The sequence below is a fragment of the Streptomyces hiroshimensis genome (genome assembly GCF_014650335.1).
Lineage (GTDB): Bacteria > Actinomycetota > Actinomycetes > Streptomycetales > Streptomycetaceae > Streptomyces > Streptomyces hiroshimensis.
On the sequence record NZ_BMUT01000021.1, the window covers coordinates 78,310 to 100,033 of the forward strand.

Below are 21,724 nucleotides of genomic sequence, written 5' to 3' on the forward strand. Positions count from 1 at the left end.
GCCCCGCCCCTCGACACCGAACGAGCGAAGGACCCATGCACCGAACAGCCCCGCGACTCGCCCGACTCCTCGCCTGCGCCGCAGTACCGGTGATGCTCGTCGCCACCGGCTGCTCGGACGACGACGGCGGCGCCAAGAAGAAGTCGCCCTCTCCCTCCGCTTCGGCGTCGGCTCCGGCCGCCTCGCCGTCGGTCAAGGCGGCCACGTTCGCCAAGCTGCCGCCGGAGGTCTGCAAGACCATCGACGAGAAGACGATCGACAAGCTGGTGCCGAAGGCGAAGAAGAAGGAGGGCGAGGCCCTCCCGACCAGCGACGCCAACGACTCCGCGAGCTGCTTCTGGAACGGCCTGAACGACGAGGACGTCAAGGACCTGCAGTTCCGCTCGCTGACCGTCTCCTACAAGCGGCTGGCCTCCGACCCGACGCTGGGCTCCGGCGAGAAGCGCGCCGAGAAGTTCGCCGAGCAGCAGGTGACCAAGGCGACCACCGCCGACGGCGCCAAGGACGCGAAGACCGACAAGGCCGAGGGCATCGGCGAGGGCGCGAACCTGGTCGCCACGGACACCAAGAAGGACGACGACGACTACCGCAACGCGACCGTCGTCGCCCGCACGGGCAACGTCGTCGTCACGGTGAAGTACAGCGGCGCCGGTTTCCAGGGCGCGAAGAACCCGGCCGCGGACGAGATCGCCAAGGGCGCGCAGGACGCGGCCAAGGAGGCGGTGGCCGCGGTCGCCGCGGCGAACAAGAGCTAGCGGCTCCGGCCCGTGGGGCCTCGCCGCTGTTTTCCTCCGCCGCAGCGGCGAAGCACCACAGCGGCGAGGGTCCGGCGGCATGCGCGGCAGCGGCAGCAGCAGCGGCAGCAGCCAGCAGCCAGCAGCCAGCAGCCAGCAGCCAGCAGCCAGCAGCCGGTAAACGACGAAAGGCGCCGGGCCGCTCGATCATGATCGAGCGGCCCGGCGCCTTTCGTGCGCCGAAACCTACGCGGCAAGCAGCTTGCGCACCCGGTCCGCCCCCACCGCGAGCAGCAGCGTGGGCAGGCGCGGGCCGGTGTCGCGGCTCACCAGCAGGTGGTAGAGCAGCGCGAAGAAGGACCGCTGGGCGACCTTCAGCTCCGGGGTCGGCTTGGCGTCGGGCTCCAGGCCGGCCTGGACCTTGGGCACGCCGTAGACGAGCGTGGTGAGGCCGTCGAGCGACCAGTGGTCGTCCAGGCCCTCCAGGAGCAGCCGCAGCGACTCGCGGCCCTGCTCGTCGAGCGAGCCGAGGAGCTCGGTGTCGGGCTCGGAGCGCACGATGGTGCGGGACTCGGCCGGGACCTGGGTGTTGATCCAGTGCTCGGCGCGGTCCAGGCGCGGGCGGACCTCGTCGAGGTCGGTGACCGGGTTGGCCGGGTCCAGGTCGCTGAGGATGCGGATCGTCTGCTCGTCGTGGCCGGCGGTGATGTCGACGACCGAGGCGAGCGTGCGGTACGGGAGCGGGCGCGGGGTGCGCGGCAGCTCGCCGGCGGCCGTGCGGGCGGCGCGGCTGTGGGCGAAGGCGTCGGCGGGCAGGACGGTGCCGTCGGCGACCTTGGCCTCCAGCTTGTCCCACTCGTCGTAGAGCCGCTGGATCTCCTGGTCGAAGGCGATCTTGAAGGACTGGTTGGGCTTGCGGCGCGCGTACAGCCAGCGCAGCAGCGGCGCCTCCATGATCTTCAGGGCGTCGCCCGGGGTCGGGACCCCGCCCTTGGAGGAGGACATCTTGGCCATGCCGCTGATGCCGACGAAGGCGTACATCGGGCCGATGGGCTGCTCGCCGCCGAAGACCTTGCGGACGATCTGGCCGCCGACGACGAAGGACGAGCCCGGGGAGGAGTGGTCCACGCCCGAGGGCTCGAAGATCACGCCCTCGTAGGCCCAGCGCATCGGCCAGTCGACCTTCCAGACCAGCTTGCCGCGGTTGAACTCGCTGAGCAGGACGGTCTCGGAGTGACCGCACACGCAGGTGTAGGCCAGCTCGGTGGTCTCGTCGTCGTACGCGGTGACGGTCGTCAGGTCGCGCTCGCAGACGCCGCAGTAGGGCTTGTACGGGAAGTAGCCCGCGCCGGAGCCGCTGCCGTCGTCCTCGGCGGCGGCGCCGGAGCCTTCGGCGGCCTCCAGCTCGGCCTCGTCGACGGGCTTCTGCTGCTGCTTCTGGCCCTGCTTCTTCGGCTGGCCGGTCGCCTTGTCCTTCGTCCGGTACTGGTCGAGGATCGCGTCGATGTCGCCGCGGTGCTTCATGGCGTGCAGGATCTGCTCGCGGTAGACACCGGAGGTGTACTGCTCGGTCTGGCTGATCGGGTCGTACTCGATGCCGAGCTCGGCGAGCGAGGCGACCATCGCGGCCTTGAAGTGCTCGGCCCAGTTCGGGTACGCCGAGCCGGCGGGGGCGGGCACCGAGGTCAGGGGCTTGCCGATGTGGTCGGCCCAGGACTTGTCGATGCCGGGGACGCCGTTGGGCACCTTGCGGTAGCGGTCGTAGTCGTCCCAGGAGATCAGGTGCCGGACCTCGTGGCCGCGGCGGCGGATCTCGTCGGCGACGAGGTGCGGCGTCATGACCTCGCGCAGATTGCCGAGGTGGATCGGGCCCGAGGGCGACAGGCCCGAGGCGACGACGATCGGTTTGCCGGGGGCCCGGCGCTCCGCTTCGGCAATGACCTCGTCGGCGAAACGGGAGACCCAATCGGCCTCGGTGCTCTGAGCCTGAGCCACGGCACTTCCTTCCTTACGGTCCTGGCATGACCATTGTCCCAGACGGGAGGGGTGGCTCCGGGGTTGCCCGGCTCCGGTGAAATTACCGCGGGGGCCGTGGTAGGCGCATGGGATAATCGGGGGGACCATCACATGCCGCCTACCGGAATGGCACCCATCCCATGGCTTCGGTTCCCTCCCTCGCTTCCTCGCTCCACCAGCGCATCGCGGACGCCCTCTCGGCAGCCCTGCCGGAGGCCGGCGCCGCCGACCCGCTGCTGCGCCGAAGCGACCGGGCCGATTTCCAGGCCAACGGGATGCTGGCGCTGGCGAAGAAGCTCAAGGGCAACCCTCGCGAGCTGGCGGCGAAGGTCGTGGAAGCCATGCAGATCAGCGCCTCCGGCGCGGAGCCGGCCGGTGAGCTGATCAAGGACGTCGAGGTCTCGGGCCCCGGCTTCCTGAACATCACGATCACGGACGAGGCGATCGTGAAGACGCTGGCCGCGCGTGCCGCCGACGACCGCCTGGGCGTGCCGTTCGCGGAAGCCCCGGGCACCACGGTCATCGACTACGCCCAGCCGAACGTGGCCAAGGAGATGCACGTCGGCCACCTGCGCAATTCGGTGATCGGCGATGCGGTGGTGCGGATCCTGGAGTTCTCCGGCGAGAAGGTCGTGCGCCGTCACCACATCGGCGACTGGGGCACCCAGTTCGGCATGCTCATCCAGTTCCTGATCGAGCACCCGCACGAGCTGGACCACGAGGGCGAGGTCTCCGGCGAGGAGGCCATGTCCTCCCTCAACCGCCTGTACAAGGCGTCGCGGACGCTCTTCGACTCCGACGAGGAGTTCAAGGCCCGCGCCCGCCGCCGGGTGGTGGACCTGCAGGCCGGTGACGAGGAGACGCTCGCGCTGTGGCAGCGGTTCGTCGACGAGTCGAAGATCTACTTCTACTCGGTCTTCGACAAGCTCGACGTGGAGATCCGCGACGAGGACATCGTCGGCGAGTCCGGTTACAACGACATGCTCGCCGAGACCTGCCGCCTCCTGGAGGAGTCCGGTGTCGCCGTCCGTTCCAACGGCGCGCTCTGTGTCTTCTTCGACGACGTCAAGGGCCCGGACGGCAAGCCCTCGCCGCTGATCGTCCAGAAGTCCGACGGCGGCTTCGGCTACGCGGCCACGGACCTGTCCGCGATCCGCGACCGCGTGGGGAACCTGAAGGCCGACACCCTGCTGTACGTGGTGGACGCCCGGCAGTCCCTGCACTTCAAGATGGTCTTCGAGACCGCGCGCCGGGCCGGCTGGCTGACCGAGGACGTCAAGGCCGTCCAGCTCGGCTTCGGCACGGTCCTCGGCAAGGACGGCAAGCCGTTCAAGACGCGTGAGGGTGAGACGGTCCGCCTGGTGGACCTGCTCGACGAGGCGATCGACCGCGCGACGGCCGTCGTCCGGGAGAAGGCCCAGGACCTGACGGAGGAGCAGATCGCCGAGCGCGGCGCCCAGGTGGGCATCGGCGCGGTGAAGTACGCGGACCTGTCGACGTCCGTCTCCCGCGACTACAAGTTCGACCTCGACCAGATGGTGTCCCTCAACGGCGACACCAGCGTCTACCTCCAGTACGCCTTCGCCCGGATCCAGTCGATCCTCCGCAAGGCGGGCGAGGCCCGGCCGGTCGCCCACCCGGAGCTGGCGCTGGCCCCGGCCGAGCGCGCGCTGGGCATGCACCTGGATCAGTTCGGGGAGAACCTGGCCGAGGTCACGGCCTCCTACGAGCCGCACAAGCTGGCCGGTTACCTCTACCAGCTGGCCTCGCTCTACACGACGTTCTACGCCGAGTGCCCGGTCCTGAAGGCCGACACCCCGCAGCAGGTCGAGAACCGTCTCTTCCTCTGCGACCTGACGGCCCGCACGCTGCGCCAGGGCATGTCGCTGCTGGGCATCCGGACGCCCGAGCAGCTCTGAGACACCGCCGGACCGGGGCGGGGTATGTCACCCCGCTCCCGGTCCCGGCCCTGCTGCCCCTAGTCCCGCTCCCAGTTCGAACCAGACCAGCTTGCCGGTGAGCCCCTGCGGCTGCCGGCGCAGGGCGAACCCTCCCCAGCTGTCGGCGCAGCGCATCACGAGCGCGAGCCCGCGGCCCTCTTCGGCGTCCTCCCGGGGCAGCGCGGTGGCCTGCAGGCCGGGCAGCGCGGGGTTGGTGTCCCATACGGTCACCCGTACGCCCTTTCCCTTGCCTTCGCGTCTGACGCGTACGGAGGCGGGCCCTTCGGAGTGCCGGTAGGAGTTGGTGACCAGCTCCGAGGTGAGCAGCTCGGCGGTCTCGGCCACGCGGGCGAAGCCGTGCTCCTCGAAGATCGTGCGGAGGGTGCGGCGGGCGATGCAGGGGGCGAGCGGGTCGGAGGGGACCTGGAGGGTGTACTCCCAGCTCTCGGGGAGCTCGGGGTCGGTGCTCATGGGCGCGTCTCCGCGGAAGGGTTCGGTGTGCGCCACAAGCTAGGGCCGGTGCCCGGGGGCTTTCCACCGTTTCGGCGGAATTCCCCCGGGCACCGGCCCTTGCTGCTGTACGCCCCTTGTCAGAGCTGCCGCGCGACCTCGGTCGCCCAGTAGGTGAGGATCATGTTCGCCCCGGCTCGCTTGATGCCGGTCAGGGTCTCCATGATCGCGCGGTCGCGGTCGATCCAGCCGTTGGCGGCGGCGGCCTCGACCATCGCGTACTCGCCGCTGATCTGGTACGCGGCGACCGGCACGTCGACGGCCTCGGCGACCTTGGCGAGGATGTCGAGGTACGGCAGGGCGGGCTTGACCATGACCATGTCCGCGCCCTCGGCGAGGTCGAGCGCGAGCTCGCGCATCGACTCGCGGGTGTTGGCGGGGTCCTGCTGGTAGGTCTTGCGGTCGCCCTGCAGCGAGGAGCCGACGGCCTCGCGGAAGGGGCCGTAGAACGCGGAGGCGTACTTGGCGGTGTAGGCGAGGATCGAGACGTCCTCGTGGCCGGTCTGGTCGAGGGCGTCGCGGATGACGCCGACCTGGCCGTCCATCATGCCGCTGGGGCCGACGATATGGACGCCGGCGTCGGCCTGGACCTGGGCCATCTCGGCGTAGCGCTCGAGCGTGGCGTCGTTGTCGACGCGGCCGGCGGCGTCGAGGACGCCGCAGTGGCCGTGGTCGGTGTACTCGTCCAGGCACAGGTCGGACATGATGACGAGGTCGTCGCCGACCTCGGCCTTCACGTCGCGGATGGCGACCTGCAGGATGCCGTCGGGGTCGGTGCCGGCGGTGCCGGCGGCGTCCTTCTTGGCGTCCTCGGGGACGCCGAAGAGCATGATCCCGGAGACGCCGGCCTCCAGGGCCTCGACGGCCGCCTTCCGCAGGGTGTCACGGGTGTGCTGGACGACCCCCGGCATGGCGGAGATCGGCACCGGCGTGCTGACGCCCTCCCGCACGAAGGCGGGAAGGATCAGGTCGGCCGGGTGCAGGCGGGTCTCCGCGACCATGCGGCGCATGGCCGGGGTGGTGCGCAGGCGCCGGGGCCGGGACCCCGGGAACGTGCCGTACGTGGTGCTCAACTCCGTGCCCTTCTACGCGATCCGGGCCGTCGCTCGCTCGGGCGGGTCACCGGGTCGCCGGCCTCCAGGGCGGCGTCGCGGCGGGCCGCGCCGAACTCCGCGAGCGCCTCGGCGAGCTTGAGCACCGAGGGCTCGGGCGACAGCACGTCCACCCGCAGGCCGTGCTCCTCCGCGGTCTTCGCGGTGGCCGGGCCGATGCAGGCGATGACAGTGACATTGTGGGGCTTGCCGGCGATGCCGACGAGGTTGCGGACCGTGCTCGAAGAGGTGAAGAGCACGGCGTCGAAGCCGCCGCCCTTGATCGCCTCGCGGGTCTCGGCCGGCGGCGGCGAGGCCCGGACGGTGCGGTAGGCCGTGACGTCGTCGACCTCCCAGCCCAGCTCGATCAGGCCGGCGACCAGGGTCTCGGTGGCGATGTCGGCGCGCGGCAGGAAGACGCGGTCGATCGGGTCGAAGACCGGGTCGTAGGGCGGCCAGTCCTCCAGCAGGCCGACGGCGGACTGCTCGCCGGACGGCACGAGGTCGGGCTTGACGCCGAACTCGATGAGCGACTTGGCGGTCTGCTCGCCGACGGCCGCGACCTTGATGCCGGCGAAGGCGCGCGCGTCGAGCCCGTACTCCTCGAACTTCTCGCGCACCGCCTTCACGGCGTTGACGGAGGTGAAGGCGATCCACTCGTAGCGGCCGGTGACCAGGCCCTTGACCGCGCGCTCCATCTGCTGGGGGGTGCGCGGCGGCTCGACGGCGATGGTCGGGACCTCGCTGGGCACGGCGCCGTAGGAGCGGAGCTGGTCGGAGAGCGAGGCGGACTGCTCCTTGGTGCGCGGCACGAGGACGTTCCAGCCGAAGAGCGGCTTGGACTCGAACCAGGAGAGCCGGTCGCGCTGCTCGGCAGCGCTGCGCTCGCCGACCACGGCTATGACCGGCTGGGCGCCGTCGGCGGACGGCAGCGCCTTGGCGGCCTTGAGCACCTGGGCCAGGGTGCCGAGGGTCGCGGTCCAGGTGCGCTGGCGGGTGGTGGTGCCGGCGACCGTGACGGTCATCGGCGTGTCGGGGCCGCGGCCGGCGGAGACCAGTTCGCCGGCTGCGGAGACGACGGAGTCGAGCGTGGTGGAGACGACGGCGGTGACCTCGCTGGCGCCGACCTCGGACCAGCAGGTGGCCGAGGCCGTGCGGGCGTCGACGAAGCGCACGTCGCCGCCCTTGCCGTCGTGCAGCGGCACACCGGCGTAGGCGGGCACGCCGACGGCCGTGGCGACGCCGGGGACCACCTCGAAGGTGATGCCCTCGGCGGCGCAGGCGAGCATCTCGTCGGCGGCGTTGCCGTCGAGGCCGGGGTCGCCGAGGACGGCACGGACGACCCGCTTGCCGCTGTGCGCGGCCGTCATGACAAGATTGGCGGTGTCCCTAAGGACAGGGACGTCCGCGGTTTTTGATGCCTCGTCAGTAACCGTCTGGGCAGGCATGTCCACATGGGCGCGCGTATGCGTGCGCACCACGTCGAGCACCTGCGGATCGGCGATCAGGACGTCCGCGGCCGCGAGCGCCTCCACGGCGCGGAGCGTCAGCAGTCCCGGGTCTCCGGGGCCGGCACCGAGGAAGGTGACGTGCCCGTGCACGGGGTGGTTCGGGGCGGTGGGGTTCAAAGTGCTCGCTCCCCCATAAGACCGGCCGCTCCCTTGTCGAGCATCGCTGCGGCGAGATCGCGGCCCATGGCCACGGCTTCTTCGCTGGACGACGGCACGGGGCCGGTGATGGACAGCTGCACCAGCGTCTTGCCGTCGGTCGTGCCGACGACGCCCCGCAGGCGCATTTCGGTGACAACCTGCTCATCAACCAGCAGGTCGGCCAACGCACCCACGGGTGCGGAGCAGCCGGCCTCCAGGGCGGCGAGCAGGGAACGCTCGGCCGTCACGGCGACCCGGGTGTACGGGTCGTCGAGCTCGGCGAGCGTCGCGGCGAGCGGTGCGTTGGTCATGGCGCACTCGATCGCCAGGGCCCCCTGGCCGGGGGCGGGCAAAACTGCGTCGGGCTCCAGGAACTGCGAGACCTCGGCGCTGCGGCCGATCCGCGACAGCCCCGCGGCGGCGAGCACCACGGCATCGAGTTCGCCCTTGGTGACGAAGCCGATGCGGGTGTCGATGTTGCCGCGGATGGGCACGGTCTCGATGTTCTTGCCGAGCTCGCGGGCCCAGGCGTTGAGCTGGGCCATGCGGCGCGGGGAGCCGGTGCCGATCCGGGCACCCTCGGGCAGCGTCTCGAAGGTCAGGCCGTCGCGCGCGATCAGCACGTCGCGCGGGTCCTCGCGCGGCGGGATCGCCGCGAGGGCCAGCTCCTCGGGCTGCTTGGTGGGCAGGTCCTTCAGGGAGTGCACGGCGAAGTCGATCTCGCCCGCGAGCAGCGCGTCGCGCAGCGCGGAGACGAAGACGCCGGTGCCGCCGATCTGCGCGAGGGACTCGCGCGAGACGTCGCCGTAGGTGGTGATCTCCACCAGCTCCACCGGACGCCCGGTCAGCTGCTGCACGGCCTGCGCCACCTGGCCCGACTGGGCCATGGCGAGCTTGCTGCGACGCGTGCCGAGGCGCAGCGGCCTCGAAGAGGTGTCGTTCATGCCGGCTCCCGTGCCGTGTTGTGCGTACCGGCCTGCGAGTCGGCCCGGCTGACGGCGGCGACCGCCTGCGGGTCGAGGTCGAAGAGCTCTCGCAGCGCGTCGGCATAGCCGGCGCCGCCGGGGGTGGAGGCCAGCTCCTTGACGCGCACGGTCGGCGCGTGGAGGAGCTTGTCGACGACGCGGCGCACGGTCTGGGTGATCTCCGCGCGCTGCTTGTCGTCCAGGTCGGGCAGGCGGCCGTCGAGGCGGGCGATCTCGCTCGCGACGACGTCCGCGGCCATGGTGCGCAGGGCGACCACGGTGGGGGTGATGTGGGCGGCGCGCTGGGCGGCGCCGAAGGCGGCGACCTCGTCGGAGACGATGGCGCGCACGCGGTCGACGTCGGCGGCCATGGGCGCGTCGGCGGAGGCCTCGGCGAGCGACTCGATATCGACGAGCCGTGCGCCTTCCAGGCGGTGGACGGCGGCGTCGATGTCGCGCGGCATGGCGAGGTCGAGGAGGGCGAGGCGGACGCCGGTGCGGGCCGCGTCGCCGCACGCGGCGTCGAGGGCGCAGGCCGCGTCCGTACGACCGGCACCGGCACCGGCCTCGTCCGTACGGGATGCGAGCGCAGCGCGTATGGCCTCGGCCGTCAGCACGACGCCCATGGCGCCGGTGCAGCTGACCACCACGTCCGCGAGCGCGAGCTCCTGCGGCACCGCGGCCATCTCCACGGCCGAGGCCGTGAAGCCTGCGGCGGACCGGGCGCCCGGCTCGGTGAGGATCTCCACCAGGCGCTCGGCCCGCTCCAGCGTGCGGTTGGCGACGGCCACGTGGGCCACGCCCGCCCGCGCGAGCGTCGCCGCCGCGAGGGAGGACATGGATCCGGCGCCGATGACGAGGGCCCGCTTGCCGCCGGCCCAGTCGCCCAGCGGCACGCCGTCGGCCAGGCGCTCCAGGCCGAAGGTGACCAGGGACTGGCCCGCCCGGTCGATGCCGGTCTCGCTGTGGGCGCGCTTGCCGACCCGCAGGGCCTGCTGGAACAGGTCGTTCAGCAGCCGCCCGGCGGTGTGCAGCTCCTGGCCGAGGGCGAGGGCGTCCTTGATCTGGCCGAGGATCTGGCCCTCGCCGACGACCATCGAGTCCAGCCCGCAGGCCACCGAGAACAGGTGGTGGACGGCGCGGTCCTCGTAGTGCACATAGAGATACGGAGTGAGCTCCTCCAGCCCGACGCCCGAGTGCTGGGCGAGGAGCGTGGACAGCTCGGCCACACCGGCGTGGAACTTGTCCACGTCGGCGTAGAGCTCGATCCGGTTGCAGGTGGCGAGGACGGCCGCCTCGGTGGCGGGCTCCGCCGCGAGGGTGTCCTGCAGCAGCTTGGCCTGCGCCTCGCGCGCGAGGGCGGCGCGCTCCAGCACGCTCACCGGGGCGCTGCGGTGGCTCAGTCCGACGACGAGAAGGCTCATGCCGGCATCACGGCGGGTACGTCCCCGTCCGGTCCCTTCCTGCCGCCTGCGGCACCCGCGCGCACGCCCGCGCCGGAGCGGGGCGGCGCCGTGGCGGCGGCGGTCTCCTGTGCGGGGGAGGTCTCCTCGCCGGCCTTGCGCTGCTCGTGGAAGGCGAGGATCTGCAGCTCGATCGACAGGTCGACCTTGCGCACGTCCACGCCCTCGGGCACGGAGAGGACGGTGGGCGCGAAGTTGAGGATCGAGGTGACCCCGGCGGCCACGAGCCGGTCGCAGACCTGCTGGGCGGCGCCGGCCGGGGTGGCGATGACACCGATGGAGACGTCGTTGTCGGTGATGATCGATTCGAGCTCGTCGGTGTGGCGCACGGGCAGCCCGGCGACCGGCTTGCCGGCCATGGCGGGGTCGGCGTCGATCAGGGCCGCGACGCGGAAGCCGCGGGAGGCGAAGCCGCCGTAGTTGGCGAGGGCCGCGCCGAGGTTTCCGATGCCGACGATGACGACCGGCCAGTCCTGGGTCAGGCCGAGCTCACGGGAGATCTGGTAGACGAGGTACTCGACGTCGTAGCCGACCCCGCGGGTGCCGTAGGAGCCGAGGTAGCTGAAGTCCTTGCGCAGCTTGGCGGAGTTGACGCCCGCCGCGGCCGCGAGCTCCTCGGAGGAGACCGTGGGCACCGAGCGCTCGGAGAGCGCGGTGAGTGCACGCAGGTACAGCGGAAGCCGGGCGACGGTGGCCTCGGGAATTCCTCGGCTTCGGGTCGCCGGTCGGTGAGTTCGGCCAGTTGCCACGGTGCTCCTGCGGGTAGAGCGGGGCTGCGGGCGGCGCCTCGTCCCAGGACCGCCCCGTCGAACGCAGGCTATGCCTTTGTGAACGCGTGCACAAAGATGGTGTCCGTTTTGCCCGGTCAAAGTGACCGGGGTCACGCGGCCTTTCGGCCCTCTCCGGGAACCATTCGGCCCCTTCCGGAGACGACGGGCTGCACTGCCACAGCAGCCACACCTGTCACACGCGACCCAGGGGAGCGTCGACGGGGACACGGGCGCTCACTCCTGACCTTCGATACCCCCGGACACCAACAAATCGCCACATGATGGTAGTCGACTCAGGCACCCATCCAGCACGTTTGAGCGAGCGGGGAGCACGTCATTGCATACGGGTGCACGCGGGCGCGCACGGAAGCGCACCGGCGGCGGGCACGCAGGCGCACCGGCGGCGGGCACAGCGGGCACAATGGCGGACATGTCCCCCCTGCTGCGCCGCCGCACCCCCAAGAACCCCGCCGACAGCACGGTCACCCTGATCGGCAAGCCCGGCTGCCACCTGTGCGATGCCGCCGAGACCGTGATCGCCGAGGTCTGCGGCGAACTCGGCGCCCGCTGGGAGAAGAAGGACATCACCCAGGACGAGGAGCTCCACCGCAAGTACTGGGAGCAGATCCCGGTGATCCTCGTCGACGGCGCGCAGCACGACTTCTGGCGCGTGAACCCCGACCGGCTGCGCAAGGCCCTGACGGGCTGACCTCTCCCCGCCCTCTCCCCCGCACTCTCCCCACCCTCGCGCACGCCGACCCGCCGGGCGTAACCGGAGCGTCAAGGTAAGTTCACGCCCCGGAATCATCCCGACTCCGGTTACCCCGAACAAACTGGCTATGCTCGGGCCATGGCCGCACTGGGATGGATCACTCCGCGCAGGCGCTCTGCCACGGCACGCAGCGTGCTGGCAGGCGAGGCCGCGGCGGAGGCAGCCCGTAAAAACGCTCAGGAGAGCGCTGCCGAGAGCGCGGAGGGCATCGCGCAGCAGCCGTCCGAGCCGGACTTCCCCGTCGTCGGCGACGTACACGCCGCCGCCTTCTTCGACCTCGACAACACGGTCATGCAGGGCGCCTCCCTCTTCCACTTCGGCCGCGGGCTGTACAAGCGGCGGTTCTTCCAGAAGCGCGAGCTCGCCCGCTTCGCCTGGCAGCAGGTGTGGTTCCGGCTGGCCGGCGAGGACGCCGAGCACATGCAGGACGCGCGCGACAGCGCCCTGTCCATCGTCAAGGGCCACCGCGTCTCCGAGCTGATGACCATCGGCGAGGAGATCTACGACGAGTACATGGCCGAGCGGATCTGGCCCGGCACCCGGGCCCTCGCCCAGGCCCACCTCGACGCCGGGCAGAAGGTGTGGCTCGTGACCGCCGCGCCCGTCGAGGCCGCGACGATCATCGCCCGCCGCCTCGGGCTGACCGGCGCGCTCGGCACCGTCGCCGAGTCGATCGGCGGCGTCTACACCGGCAAGCTCGTCGGCGAGCCGCTGCACGGCCCGGCCAAGGCCGAGGCCGTCCGCGCCCTGGCCGCGGCCGAGGGGCTCGACCTCTCGCGCTGCGCCGCCTACAGCGACTCGGCCAACGACATCCCGATGCTCTCGCTCGTGGGCCACCCCTACGCCGTCAACCCCGACGCCCGGCTGCGCAAGCACGCCCGCGAGCGCGGATGGCGGCTGCGCGACTACCGTACGGGCCGCAAGGCGGCCAAGGTCGGCATCCCGGCGGCGGCCGGCGTGGGCGCCCTGGCGGGCGGCGCGGCCGCGGCCGTCGCCCTGCACCGGCGCCGGCGCTGACGCAGCCCCACAGTCCCGCAGACACCGACACAGACACCGAACAGACACCGGACGCAGACGCACCCGGCTCCCCGCCCCGGCCCGCCCCTAGCGGCTCCGGGGCGGCTTCACACGGCGGCGCGCCGTACGACGCCGCTCACTTCGGGCCACTACGCCGCGCTGCCGCCACAAAGGTTCGGCAACAGTGCGTAGCCGGGCGTCACTCTCAGGCAATCCTGTCTTCATACCCTCACATCCTCCTCCTCAGTCCTTCCGCGTCCGGATTGCCACAACACGCCGCCCATTCGGCCACACCATGACCAAATCTGTTCAACCTCCTTTCATAGTTCGATATTTGATCGATCCCGAACCGGTAAGAGATCGAACGGAAACGATGATTTGAGCAACTCGGTGTAGTGCTGCCTGTACGAAGCGTTATTCTCCTCAGACGCAAACCGGTACCCCCTTGTCCCTACGACGAGTGAACGGTTCCGTACTGCACGTGATGGAAGCTCTGCCTCTGGGAGTCCCGTGTACCCACACGTCGGGGTTGACGCCTCGGGCCTGGCTACGCTTCGCGCAACGGTCCTCGACCGCCTGCGCGGCTTCGTCCCCACCGCGTACGCCGTCCCCGCCCTCGCCACGCTCGCCCCTGCCGCAGGAGGCGGCCGCGCCGGTCATGCCGGCCCCTGCTACGCCCTCGCCGAGAGCGGCGCGGCGGTCGGCAGACGTGCCGCCCGCCGGGGCGGTGCGGCCACCGCGCCGTCCGCCGCGCCCTCCGGCTCCGCCACGTCAACGCGCCGTCCCAGCGCGGACAGCGACAGCGCCCGCATGCTCGACCTCGTCGAGCGCGCCCAGGCCGGGGAGGCCGAAGCCTTCGGCCGCCTCTACGACCAGTACGCCGATACGGTCTACCGCTATATCTACTACCGGGTAGGCGGCCGGGCCACCGCGGAGGACCTCACCAGTGAGACGTTCCTGCGCGCCCTGCGCCGCATCGGCACCTTCACCTGGCAGGGCCGCGACTTCGGCGCCTGGCTCGTGACGATCGCCCGCAATCTGGTCGCCGACCACTTCAAGTCGTCAAGGTTCCGGCTCGAAGTGACCACCGGCGAGATGCTCGACGCCAATGAGGTCGAGCGCAGCCCGGAGGACTCCGTCCTCGAGTCCCTGTCCAACGCCGCGCTGCTGGAGGCGGTGCGCAAGCTCAACCCCCAGCAGCAGGAGTGCGTCACCCTGCGCTTCCTGCAGGGCCTCTCGGTCGCCGAGACCGCCCGCGTCATGGGCAAGAACGAGGGCGCCATCAAGACCCTTCAGTACCGCGCGGTCCGCACCCTGGCCCGCCTCCTTCCCGAGGACGCGCGTTAACCATGCGCGCCCGTTCACTCACCAGCGGTCACATCGTCCAGTGCGCGTAACCCGGCTGGCGCGCCAGTCGTTGTGCGGGTTGCAGACTCCCTGCGGTCACGCCATGCCCGCAGCCACTCACTCGATCGAGTGGATGCTCATCACGGCGTGCAACCCTCCAGGTGTTCAGAGGAGTCGACCGTCATGACGAGAGGAGGTGCCGCCTGTGATCGCGAACGTATCGGCGCACCGGCGGGCGAACGCCTTCGCCCGGTCCCTGGAGCAGCAGGAAGTCCAGGACGCGGCGGCCACACAGCCCGATCCGCCGGCCGAAGGCGCCGAGCAGGGCAGGCTGCTGACCCTGACGGGCCGGCTCGGTGAGCTGCCCCGCCCCGGGCTCGACCCGGAGACCAAGACCGTGCAGCGGGCGCAGCTCATCGCTGCCATGGAGACCCAGTTCGCCGGGGGTGACTCCGCCGCCGCCCCCGAGCCGAAGGCCCGCCGGTCCGGCCGCGGCGCCCACCGCGCCCTGGGCCGGCTCCGGCCGCGCTCCCGCTGGTCGAAGGGGCTCGCCGCGGGCGGCCTGACCGTGGGCGTGGCAGCGGGCGCGTTCGGCGGCGTGGCGGCCGCCAGTTCCAATGCCCTGCCCGGCGATTCGCTCTATCCGCTCAAGCGCGGCATGGAGGATCTCCGCCTCGGCATGGCCGACGACGACTCCGACCGCGGCGGCCTGCTCCTCGACCGGGCCTCCACGCGCCTGCAGGAGGCCCGCCGCCTGATGGAGCGCGGCAAGCTGGGCGGCAGTCTGGACCACGAGGTCCTGGGCGAGATCCGCAAGACCCTCTCGGGCATGCGCCAGGACGCCTCCGAGGGCCACCGCCTGCTGCACACCGCCTACAAGCGCGACCGCTCGCTCGGCCCCATCCAGCGCCTCTCCAGCTTCGCCTCCTCGCACCGCGAGAGCTGGAGCCAGCTGCGCGAGAAGCTCCCGGTCCAACTGGCCGACGTGGGCGCCGAAGTGAGCTCGGTCCTCTCCGCCATAGACGATGAGGTCGAGCCGCTGCAGTCCCTGCTGCCCGCCCACCACGGCAAGCACGGCTCGTCCGTCCGGCCGGAGACCTCCGCGCCCGGCACGTCCGGCCGCGCGGGCCACTCCACGCCCAAGCCGTCGGCCTCGTCCAGCAGCGAGGGCAAGCACGCCGGCGGCGGCCGCCCGCACTCGGCGGCCCCCGGCGGCCATGAGGAGCACGAGGGCCTCCTCGGCGGTACGGGGCTGCTGAAGCCCCCTTCGGCGCCCGGCAGCGCCAGCCCGGACGGCACGCAGCGCGGCAAGGACAGCAAGCCGGCCAAGCAGCCGAGCATCACGATCCCGCCGGTCCTCCCGGACATCCTCCCGGGGCTGGGGATCCACGGCGACGATCCGAAGTAGCGCGAGGCGGTCGGCGGTCGGTGTTCTTAAAAGAACACCGACCGCCGTTGCCGTGCCGGGCCCACCCGTGGGCCGGTCAGAAGAACACGGATCGCCGCTGCACGAGCAGCTTGTACAAGGTGTGCTGAATCGTTTCTCGTACCTGATCGGTCAGGTTGAACATCAGCATCGGGTCGTCCGCGGCCTCCGCCGGATACCCGTCCGTCGGAATCGGCTCCCCGAACTGGATCGTCCACTTCGTCGGCAGCGGCACCAGCCCCAGCGGCCCCAGCCAGGGGAACGCGGGCGTCAGCGGGAAGTACGGAATCCCCAGCAGCCGCGCGGCCGTCCTGGAGTTGCCGAGCATCGGATAGATCTCCTCGGCCCCCACGATCGAGCACGGCACGATCGGAGCCCCGGCACGCAGTGCCGTCGACACAAAGCCGCCCCGGCCGAACCGCTGGAGCTTGTACCGCTCCGAGAACGGCTTCCCGATCCCCTTGAACCCCTCCGGCATCACGCCGACCACCTCGCCCCGCTCCAGGAGCTGCTGCGCATCCTCCGCGCAGGCGAGGGTGTGCCCGAGCTTCCGGGAGATCTCGTTGACGCCCGGCAGCATGAAGACCAGGTCCGCGGCGAGCATCCGGATGTGCCGTTCGGCCGGGTGGTGGTCGTGCACCGCGACCTGCAGCATCAGCCCGTCCACCGGGAGCGTCCCGGAGTGGTTGGCGACGACCAGGGCCGCACCCTTCTCCGGGATGTTCTCGATGCCCTTCACCTCGACCCGGAAGTACTTCTCGTAGAAGGGCCGCAGCGCGGACATCAGGACCTGGTCGGTCAGCTCCTCGTCGTAGCCGAACTCGTCGACCTCGTACTCGCCGGTGATCCGCCGCCGCAGAAAGCTCAGCCCGTGCGCCAGCCTCCGGTCCCAGCCGCCCTCCTGCGCGGCCTCGGGCTCCCGCACCCGGGCGCTGCCGTCCGCGGCCGGCGACTGTTCGGGCGCGGCCGCCGCGGCCTGGTCCAGGTCCCGCTGCGGCGGCACGGGGGCGAGGGACGACACCCGGCCCGTGCGGGCCCGCCCCGTCCGCTTGCCCTTGCCGCGCTTGGACCGCGGCTCCTCGCCGCCGAACGGGATGACCTTCGCGTCCGCCATGGTGGGTGCGCTCCTCACTTCTGGCCGCGGCCGGCAGGCAGTGCCGCGGCGATCCGGTCGACGGTACGGGCAAGGGTCTCGGGCGGCAGCAGCCCGGGCCCTCGGCTGCGCGCATAGTCCTCGAAGGCCCCCGCGGTGCTGTAGCGCGGGTCGAAGCCGAGGGTCTCGCGCATCTGGGTGGTCCGGACGACCCGCCCGTGGGTGAGGAGCCGGATCTGCTCGGGCGAGAAGTCCGTCACGCCGACCGAACGCAGAGCGGAGCCGACCCAGGTGACGGTCGGCAGGAAGAAGGGGAGCGTGGGACGCCCGAGGCGGCGGGCCGCCTGCGAGAGCAGCAGCACCCCGTCACCCGCGACGTTGAAGGTGCCGCTGTTGAGCGTGCCTCTGCGCGGCTCGCCCGAGGCGATCCGCAGCACCTCGATCACATCGTCCTCATGGACGAACTGCAACCGGGGGTCGAAGCCGAGCACGGTGGGCAGGACGGGCAGCGCGAAGTACTCCGCGAGCGGCGAGTCGGCGCAGGGCCCGAGGATGTTCGCGAAGCGCAGCACGCACACGGCCACGTCGGGCCGGCGCCGGGCGAAGCCGCGCACATAGCCCTCGACCTCCACCACGTCCTTGGCGAAGCCACCGCTGGGCAGCGACTTGGGCGGGGTGGTCTCGGTGAAGATCGCGGGATCGCGTGGCGCGGATCCGTAGACATTGGTGCTGGACTTGACCACCAGGCGCTTGACCGAGGGCGTCTTCTGGCAGGCGCCGAGCAGCTGCATCGTGCCGATGACGTTGGTTTCCTTGACCGAGGCCCGGCTGCCGCGCTTGCCCAGCGGGGTGCCGTTCACATCCATGTGGACCACCGTGTCCACAGCGTGTTCGGCCAGAACGCGTGCGATCCGGGGATGGCGGATGTCCGCCCGTACGAAATCGGCCCCGCCCAGATGGTGTGCGGGTGGCACCGCGTCCACCCCGATCACCCGGTCCACGTCGGGCTCGCGCTGGATGCGGCGGACGAACCGGCCCCCCAGCTGCCGTGCGACTCCGGTGACGAGCACGACCTTGCCCAAGATCAGCGCCTTCCTTCTGCCACGATCCGCCCACGATCACCCATGAGTGGTGCTGCCGCGGCCACCGTAGCGGGTCGTTGTTGCGCTGTGATGACCGGCCGATGCGCGGAGCTACATTTCAAGCCGTAGCCGAGGCTTCACTCGCTGCAACCCGTCCACAACCCGGCCGCACCCCGTCTGCAACGCACCGCAGCCTGCCCGCAACGCACCGCAGCCCTCCCACCATGATCGGTGGGAGGGCTGCGGGACGAGCACAGCGGCGTGCTGCTTACTTCTTGTTGCGACGCTGAACGCGCGTGCGCTTGAGCAGCTTGCGGTGCTTCTTCTTGGCCATCCGCTTACGCCGCTTCTTGATAACAGAGCCCACGACTACCCTCGCTTACATCGATTCACTCGGTGCGGGGCGTCCGAGCCCACACGACCTACATCGGGCCAGCCTACCCGGCACCGGGCGATCAGCGTAATCCAGGGCCCCCGTCAGGCTGTTTCCACCCCCACGTAGGACTCTCGGAGGTACTCGTGCACCGCTTGCTCCGGGACCCGGAACGACCTGCCCACCCTGATCGCCGGCAGATGACCGCTGTGCACCAAGCGGTACACGGTCATCTTGGACACTCGCATCACCGAGGCGACTTCCGCCACGGTCAGGAACACGACCTCGTTGAGAGGCCTCTGGTCAGCAGCCATGACACACCTGAACCTTCCGCACATGACGCGCACCGGCTTCCCCTCCGGTGACTCCTCGTCGCTGCGCGCTCACTCCCCAGGTTAGGGGCGGGTGATGCGAGTGGGGAAGAGGAGCAGCCATCGGCCGCCTACTGTGACAGACACGCTCGATTGAGTACATAGCGAGTAAGCGGTCGGTAGTAATCAGACCGCACAGTGTCATCAAGCGGAACGACGACGGACACCCGCCCCTCCGCCTGGCCGACGAACGGCGCGGGGTCGTCCGCATCCGCCAGGCCGAGGGCCTCAATACCCAGCTGACCTGCCCCGCAGACCCAGCCGTGGTCCCCGATGACCATCGCCGGAAGCGGCCCGTCACCGTCCATCGCCGCACCCAGGGCCACCCGAAGCGGGAGCGGAGAATGCGTATGTACGCCGGGCTCACTTCCACACCCACGCGCGCCGGGTTCACGCACCAGCGCGACGCCTCGAACGTAGTCCAGGTTGTAGGTGCGTACCCCGAACCGGGTCGTTATGTCGACACTTCGACCCTGCGCCGGGCGGAGGACAGTGCATCCCGCCGCCGAGAGACCGGCGGCCAAGGAAGCGTAGAAGCCCAGGAGCCGGTGCGGGTGACCGGTGCCGATCAGCACCGGTGCGGCGGCCGCGGCCACTGCGGCGAGCCGGTCCGCAAAGGCACTCAGTGCCACGATCGTACGGTCGGGGTCGATGACATCCTGCCCCGAAGTGTGGCCGGGATCGGCCGAAACCCCGCACTTGCGGCCCATCAGTTGCAACAAGTCCCCCAGCCGCCAGTCCCGTTCGGGCTCCAGCCCGAGCAACGCCCGGGGATCCCCGGCCACGAACATCCGATAGCGGCTCAGACTCCGTTCCCTGGAGGTGGATACGACACCGGCGATACGGGAGCGAAGGAGGTGACTGCGGAGGGAACGTTGAGCACAGGACTCGCAGGACTGGCAGGACTGGCAGGACTCGCAGGACTGGGCGGGGAGCTCGGTCAGCACGGTTCCGATGCTGACGGAACCGCCCCTGAGCCGAAGGGGATTCGCGCAGGGATCCCACGGTCGGCCTAACGGCCTGCGTGACGTGGCGAGGACCGTGTGACGCGGCAGGAACTGTGGGATGTGGGACGGCCCGTGTGACGCAGCGTCTTACGGAAGCAGGCCGTGCGCCGGGAACACCGCCCGCCGCGTCGCGAGGATCGACTGGTCGAGCCGGTCCCCCGGGTCGTACCCCGAATCCGTGAAGTCCTTCCACTCGGGGTGACGCCCGTCCGTCATCCGGTGCGGCCCCAACTGCCTCGTGCGACGGAACACTTCGGCCCGCCACTCCTCCGGCACGGCACTCCCGGGAGCCACCGGCGCCCCGGCGGCGATCGCCACGAGATGGGCCCACGAGCGCGGCACCACGTCGACCACCGCGTACCCGCCGCCGCCCAGGGCCACCCACCGCCCCTCCGCGTGCTCGTGTGCCAGCGCGTGACAGGCCTCGGCCGCCGTCCGCTGGGCGTCCAGCGACACCGCCAGATGGGCCAGCGGGTCCTCGAAGTGCGTGTCGGCGCCGTGCTGCGTCACCAGCACCTGGGGGCGGAAGGCTGCCAGCAGCTCCGGCACCACCGCGTGGAAGGCTCGCAGCCATCCCGCGTCGCCCGTCCCCGCCGGCAGCGCCACATTGACGGCACTGCCCTCGGCGCCCGGCCCACCGGTCTCCTGGGGCCAGCCGGTCTGCGGGAAGAGCGTGCTCGGGTGCTCGTGGAGAGAGATGGTGAGGACGCGCGGGTCCTCCCAGAAGGCCGCCTGGACGCCGTCGCCGTGGTGCACGTCCACATCGATGTACGCGACCCGCTCGGCCCCCAGCTCCAGCAGCCGGGCCACGGCGAGGGCCGCGTCGTTGTACACACAGAACCCGGAGGCCGCGCCCGGCATCGCATGGTGCAGCCCGCCGGCGAAGTTCACCGCGTGCAGAGCCTCCCCGCGCCATACGGATTCCGCGGCGCCCACCGACTGCCCGGCGATCAGCGCCGACGCATCGTGCATGGCCGGGAAGGCCGGGACGTCCGGGGTCCCCAGGCCGTACGAGCCGTCGGCGGAGGCCGGGTCGGCGGACGCGGCACGCACGGCGGCGATGTAGTCCTCGCGGTGCACCAGACGCAGGGTGGAATCCCCGGCGGGCCGGGCGGCCGTGACGCGCAGGGCCCGGTCCAGCCCCAGCGCCTCGACCAGCCGCATGGTGAGCGCGAGCCGCACCGGATCCATGGGGTGACCGGGCCCGAAGTCATAGCCCGTTACCGCCTCGTCCCACATCAACTGCGCACGGCCGCTCATGAGCGTCACCGTAATGGATGGCGCGGACGGGAATCAGAGGGGGACCGGACGAGGAGCGTGCGCGGATCGGGCAAGGAGCATGCACGGATCAGGCGAGGATCAGGCGAGGAGTTGAGGAAGTTCCGCCATCGCGCCGAACAGCCCGTTGACGCCGGCCTCGGTCAGCCGCTCCGCAGGAGTCATACCGGTGTAACCGTAGACATCCATACCGGCGGCGCGCGCAGCCTGGACCCCGAGCGGGCTGTCCTCGACGACAACACAGCGGGCGGGTTCGACACCCATGGAACGGGCGGCGTGGAGAAAGAGGTCGGGGGTCGGCTTGCCCCTGCCGACGTCCTCCGCGCTGAAAATCCAGGATTCCTCGAACCATTCGTCCAGGCCGGTGCGGGCATGGCCGACCCGGATCCGCTCGTGGGTCCCGGAGGAGGCGACGCAGTACGGAATGCCGGAGGCCACCAGATACTCGAGGACCTCCGCGGCACCCTTTATGGGCTGCAGCTCGCGGTCGAATGCTTCGAAGATGCGGGAGTGCAGGGTGGTGTCGAAGTCGGCGGGCAGCTGCCGGCCGGTGCGTTCGAGCACCAGGTCGTGAATGCGGTGCACGGCGGAGCCCATGTAGTCCCGGATGGATTCCTCGTACGTGGTGGGGTGCCCGAGTTCGGTGAGGTAGGCGGCGAGGACCCGGTTGGAGATCGGTTCGCTGTCGACGAGCACACCGTCGTTGTCGAAGATGACGAGGTCATAGCGCATCATGACGTCACCCTAGAGGTCCGGAACGCAAAAATGCCTCAGGCCCCGAGTGATAACACTCGGGGCCTGAGGCTGAAAAATTGTTCGG

19 protein-coding genes and 1 pseudogene are annotated in these 21,724 nt (G+C 70.9%); 6 read left to right on the forward strand and 14 right to left on the reverse strand.

Going from position 1 to position 21,724, the window contains the following annotated elements:
* Window positions 1-35: 35 nt before the first annotated feature.
* Window positions 36-755: a hypothetical protein gene (locus tag IE241_RS32120; protein ID WP_190025387.1), complete on the forward strand. Its 720-nt coding sequence runs from the start codon at window positions 36-38 to the stop codon at window positions 753-755.
* A gap of 225 nt (window positions 756-980) precedes the next feature.
* On the opposite strand, the gene lysS is transcribed toward IE241_RS32120, so the two are convergent.
* Window positions 981-2,729, reverse strand: a complete 1,749-nt coding sequence (gene lysS / locus IE241_RS32125; protein ID WP_190025388.1) for a lysine--tRNA ligase — start codon at window positions 2,727-2,729, stop codon at window positions 981-983.
* A gap of 161 nt (window positions 2,730-2,890) precedes the next feature.
* Here lysS and argS point away from each other — a divergent pair, with 161 nt between their 5' ends.
* A complete protein-coding gene (gene argS / locus IE241_RS32130; RefSeq protein WP_190025389.1) occupies window positions 2,891-4,669 on the forward strand; it encodes an arginine--tRNA ligase in 1,779 nt (592 codons plus the stop codon).
* A gap of 27 nt (window positions 4,670-4,696) precedes the next feature.
* On the opposite strand, the gene IE241_RS32135 is transcribed toward argS, so the two are convergent.
* The 6 genes from IE241_RS32135 to IE241_RS32160 all read right to left on the reverse strand — a co-directional run bounded on the left by IE241_RS32135 (window position 4,697) and on the right by IE241_RS32160 (window position 11,117).
* Complete coding sequence (locus IE241_RS32135) at window positions 4,697-5,161, reverse strand: ATP-binding protein (RefSeq protein ID WP_190025390.1); 465 nt, start codon at window positions 5,159-5,161, stop codon at window positions 4,697-4,699.
* Between the two features lie 119 nt (window positions 5,162-5,280).
* The gene (gene hemB / locus IE241_RS32140) at window positions 5,281-6,273 is read right to left on the reverse strand and encodes a porphobilinogen synthase (protein ID WP_190025391.1); all 993 of its coding nucleotides are present in this window, start codon (window positions 6,271-6,273) and stop codon (window positions 5,281-5,283) included.
* A complete protein-coding gene (locus tag IE241_RS32145) occupies window positions 6,270-7,919 on the reverse strand; it encodes a bifunctional uroporphyrinogen-III C-methyltransferase/uroporphyrinogen-III synthase (protein ID WP_190025392.1) in 1,650 nt (549 codons plus the stop codon). The genes hemB and IE241_RS32145 overlap by 4 nt, the downstream gene beginning before the upstream one ends.
* Entirely contained in the window at window positions 7,916-8,884 is a 969-nt protein-coding gene (gene hemC, locus IE241_RS32150) for a hydroxymethylbilane synthase (protein ID WP_190025393.1), read from the reverse strand. The genes IE241_RS32145 and hemC overlap by 4 nt, the downstream gene beginning before the upstream one ends.
* Window positions 8,881-10,329 (reverse strand): glutamyl-tRNA reductase, encoded by a 1,449-nt coding sequence (locus IE241_RS32155; protein WP_190025394.1) that lies wholly within the window; start codon window positions 10,327-10,329, stop codon window positions 8,881-8,883. Before IE241_RS32155 ends, hemC begins: the two co-directional genes overlap by 4 nt.
* Window positions 10,326-11,117, reverse strand: a complete 792-nt coding sequence (locus tag IE241_RS32160) for a redox-sensing transcriptional repressor Rex (RefSeq protein ID WP_190025395.1) — start codon at window positions 11,115-11,117, stop codon at window positions 10,326-10,328. The genes IE241_RS32155 and IE241_RS32160 overlap by 4 nt, the downstream gene beginning before the upstream one ends.
* 442 nt (window positions 11,118-11,559) lie before the next feature.
* On the opposite strand from IE241_RS32160, the gene IE241_RS32165 reads away from it, so the two are divergent.
* The 4 genes from IE241_RS32165 (at window position 11,560) to IE241_RS32180 (ending at window position 15,682) form a co-directional block, all read left to right on the forward strand.
* The gene (locus IE241_RS32165) at window positions 11,560-11,847 is read left to right on the forward strand and encodes a glutaredoxin family protein (protein WP_373300816.1); all 288 of its coding nucleotides are present in this window, start codon (window positions 11,560-11,562) and stop codon (window positions 11,845-11,847) included.
* Window positions 11,848-11,988: 141 nt separating this feature from the next.
* Entirely contained in the window at window positions 11,989-12,927 is a 939-nt protein-coding gene (locus tag IE241_RS32170) for an HAD family hydrolase (protein WP_190025397.1), read from the forward strand.
* 510 nt (window positions 12,928-13,437) lie between these two features.
* Window positions 13,438-14,274 carry an ECF subfamily RNA polymerase sigma factor, BldN family gene (locus tag IE241_RS32175; RefSeq protein WP_190025398.1) on the forward strand — a complete coding sequence of 279 codons (837 nt, stop codon included), beginning with the start codon at window positions 13,438-13,440 and terminating at the stop codon, window positions 14,272-14,274.
* A gap of 205 nt (window positions 14,275-14,479) precedes the next feature.
* Complete coding sequence (locus IE241_RS32180) at window positions 14,480-15,682, forward strand: DUF5667 domain-containing protein (protein ID WP_190025399.1); 1,203 nt, start codon at window positions 14,480-14,482, stop codon at window positions 15,680-15,682.
* Between the two features lie 76 nt (window positions 15,683-15,758).
* Here the strand turns inward: IE241_RS32180 and IE241_RS32185 are convergent, their stop codons facing one another.
* From IE241_RS32185 to IE241_RS32215, 7 genes and pseudogenes are all read right to left on the reverse strand, one after another.
* Window positions 15,759-16,814 carry a lysophospholipid acyltransferase family protein gene (locus IE241_RS32185; protein ID WP_190025400.1) on the reverse strand — a complete coding sequence of 352 codons (1,056 nt, stop codon included), beginning with the start codon at window positions 16,812-16,814 and terminating at the stop codon, window positions 15,759-15,761.
* A gap of 14 nt (window positions 16,815-16,828) precedes the next feature.
* Window positions 16,829-17,875: an NAD-dependent epimerase/dehydratase family protein gene (locus tag IE241_RS32190; RefSeq protein ID WP_190025401.1), complete on the reverse strand. Its 1,047-nt coding sequence runs from the start codon at window positions 17,873-17,875 to the stop codon at window positions 16,829-16,831.
* A gap of 268 nt (window positions 17,876-18,143) precedes the next feature.
* Window positions 18,144-18,242, reverse strand: a complete 99-nt coding sequence (locus IE241_RS32195; protein ID WP_003948845.1) for a 30S ribosomal protein bS22 — start codon at window positions 18,240-18,242, stop codon at window positions 18,144-18,146.
* 110 nt (window positions 18,243-18,352) lie between these two features.
* A complete protein-coding gene (locus tag IE241_RS32200) occupies window positions 18,353-18,562 on the reverse strand; it encodes a helix-turn-helix domain-containing protein (protein ID WP_158673778.1) in 210 nt (69 codons plus the stop codon).
* Between the two features lie 128 nt (window positions 18,563-18,690).
* Window positions 18,691-19,491: pseudogene (locus tag IE241_RS32205) on the reverse strand (phosphatase); the annotation flags it as partial.
* A gap of 222 nt (window positions 19,492-19,713) precedes the next feature.
* Window positions 19,714-20,886, reverse strand: a complete 1,173-nt coding sequence (locus IE241_RS32210; protein ID WP_190025402.1) for an acetoin utilization protein AcuC — start codon at window positions 20,884-20,886, stop codon at window positions 19,714-19,716.
* Between the two features lie 99 nt (window positions 20,887-20,985).
* On the reverse strand, window positions 20,986-21,636 hold the full coding sequence (locus tag IE241_RS32215; protein ID WP_190025414.1) for an HAD family hydrolase: 651 nt from the start codon (window positions 21,634-21,636) through the stop codon (window positions 20,986-20,988).
* Window positions 21,637-21,724: the final 88 nt, after the last annotated feature.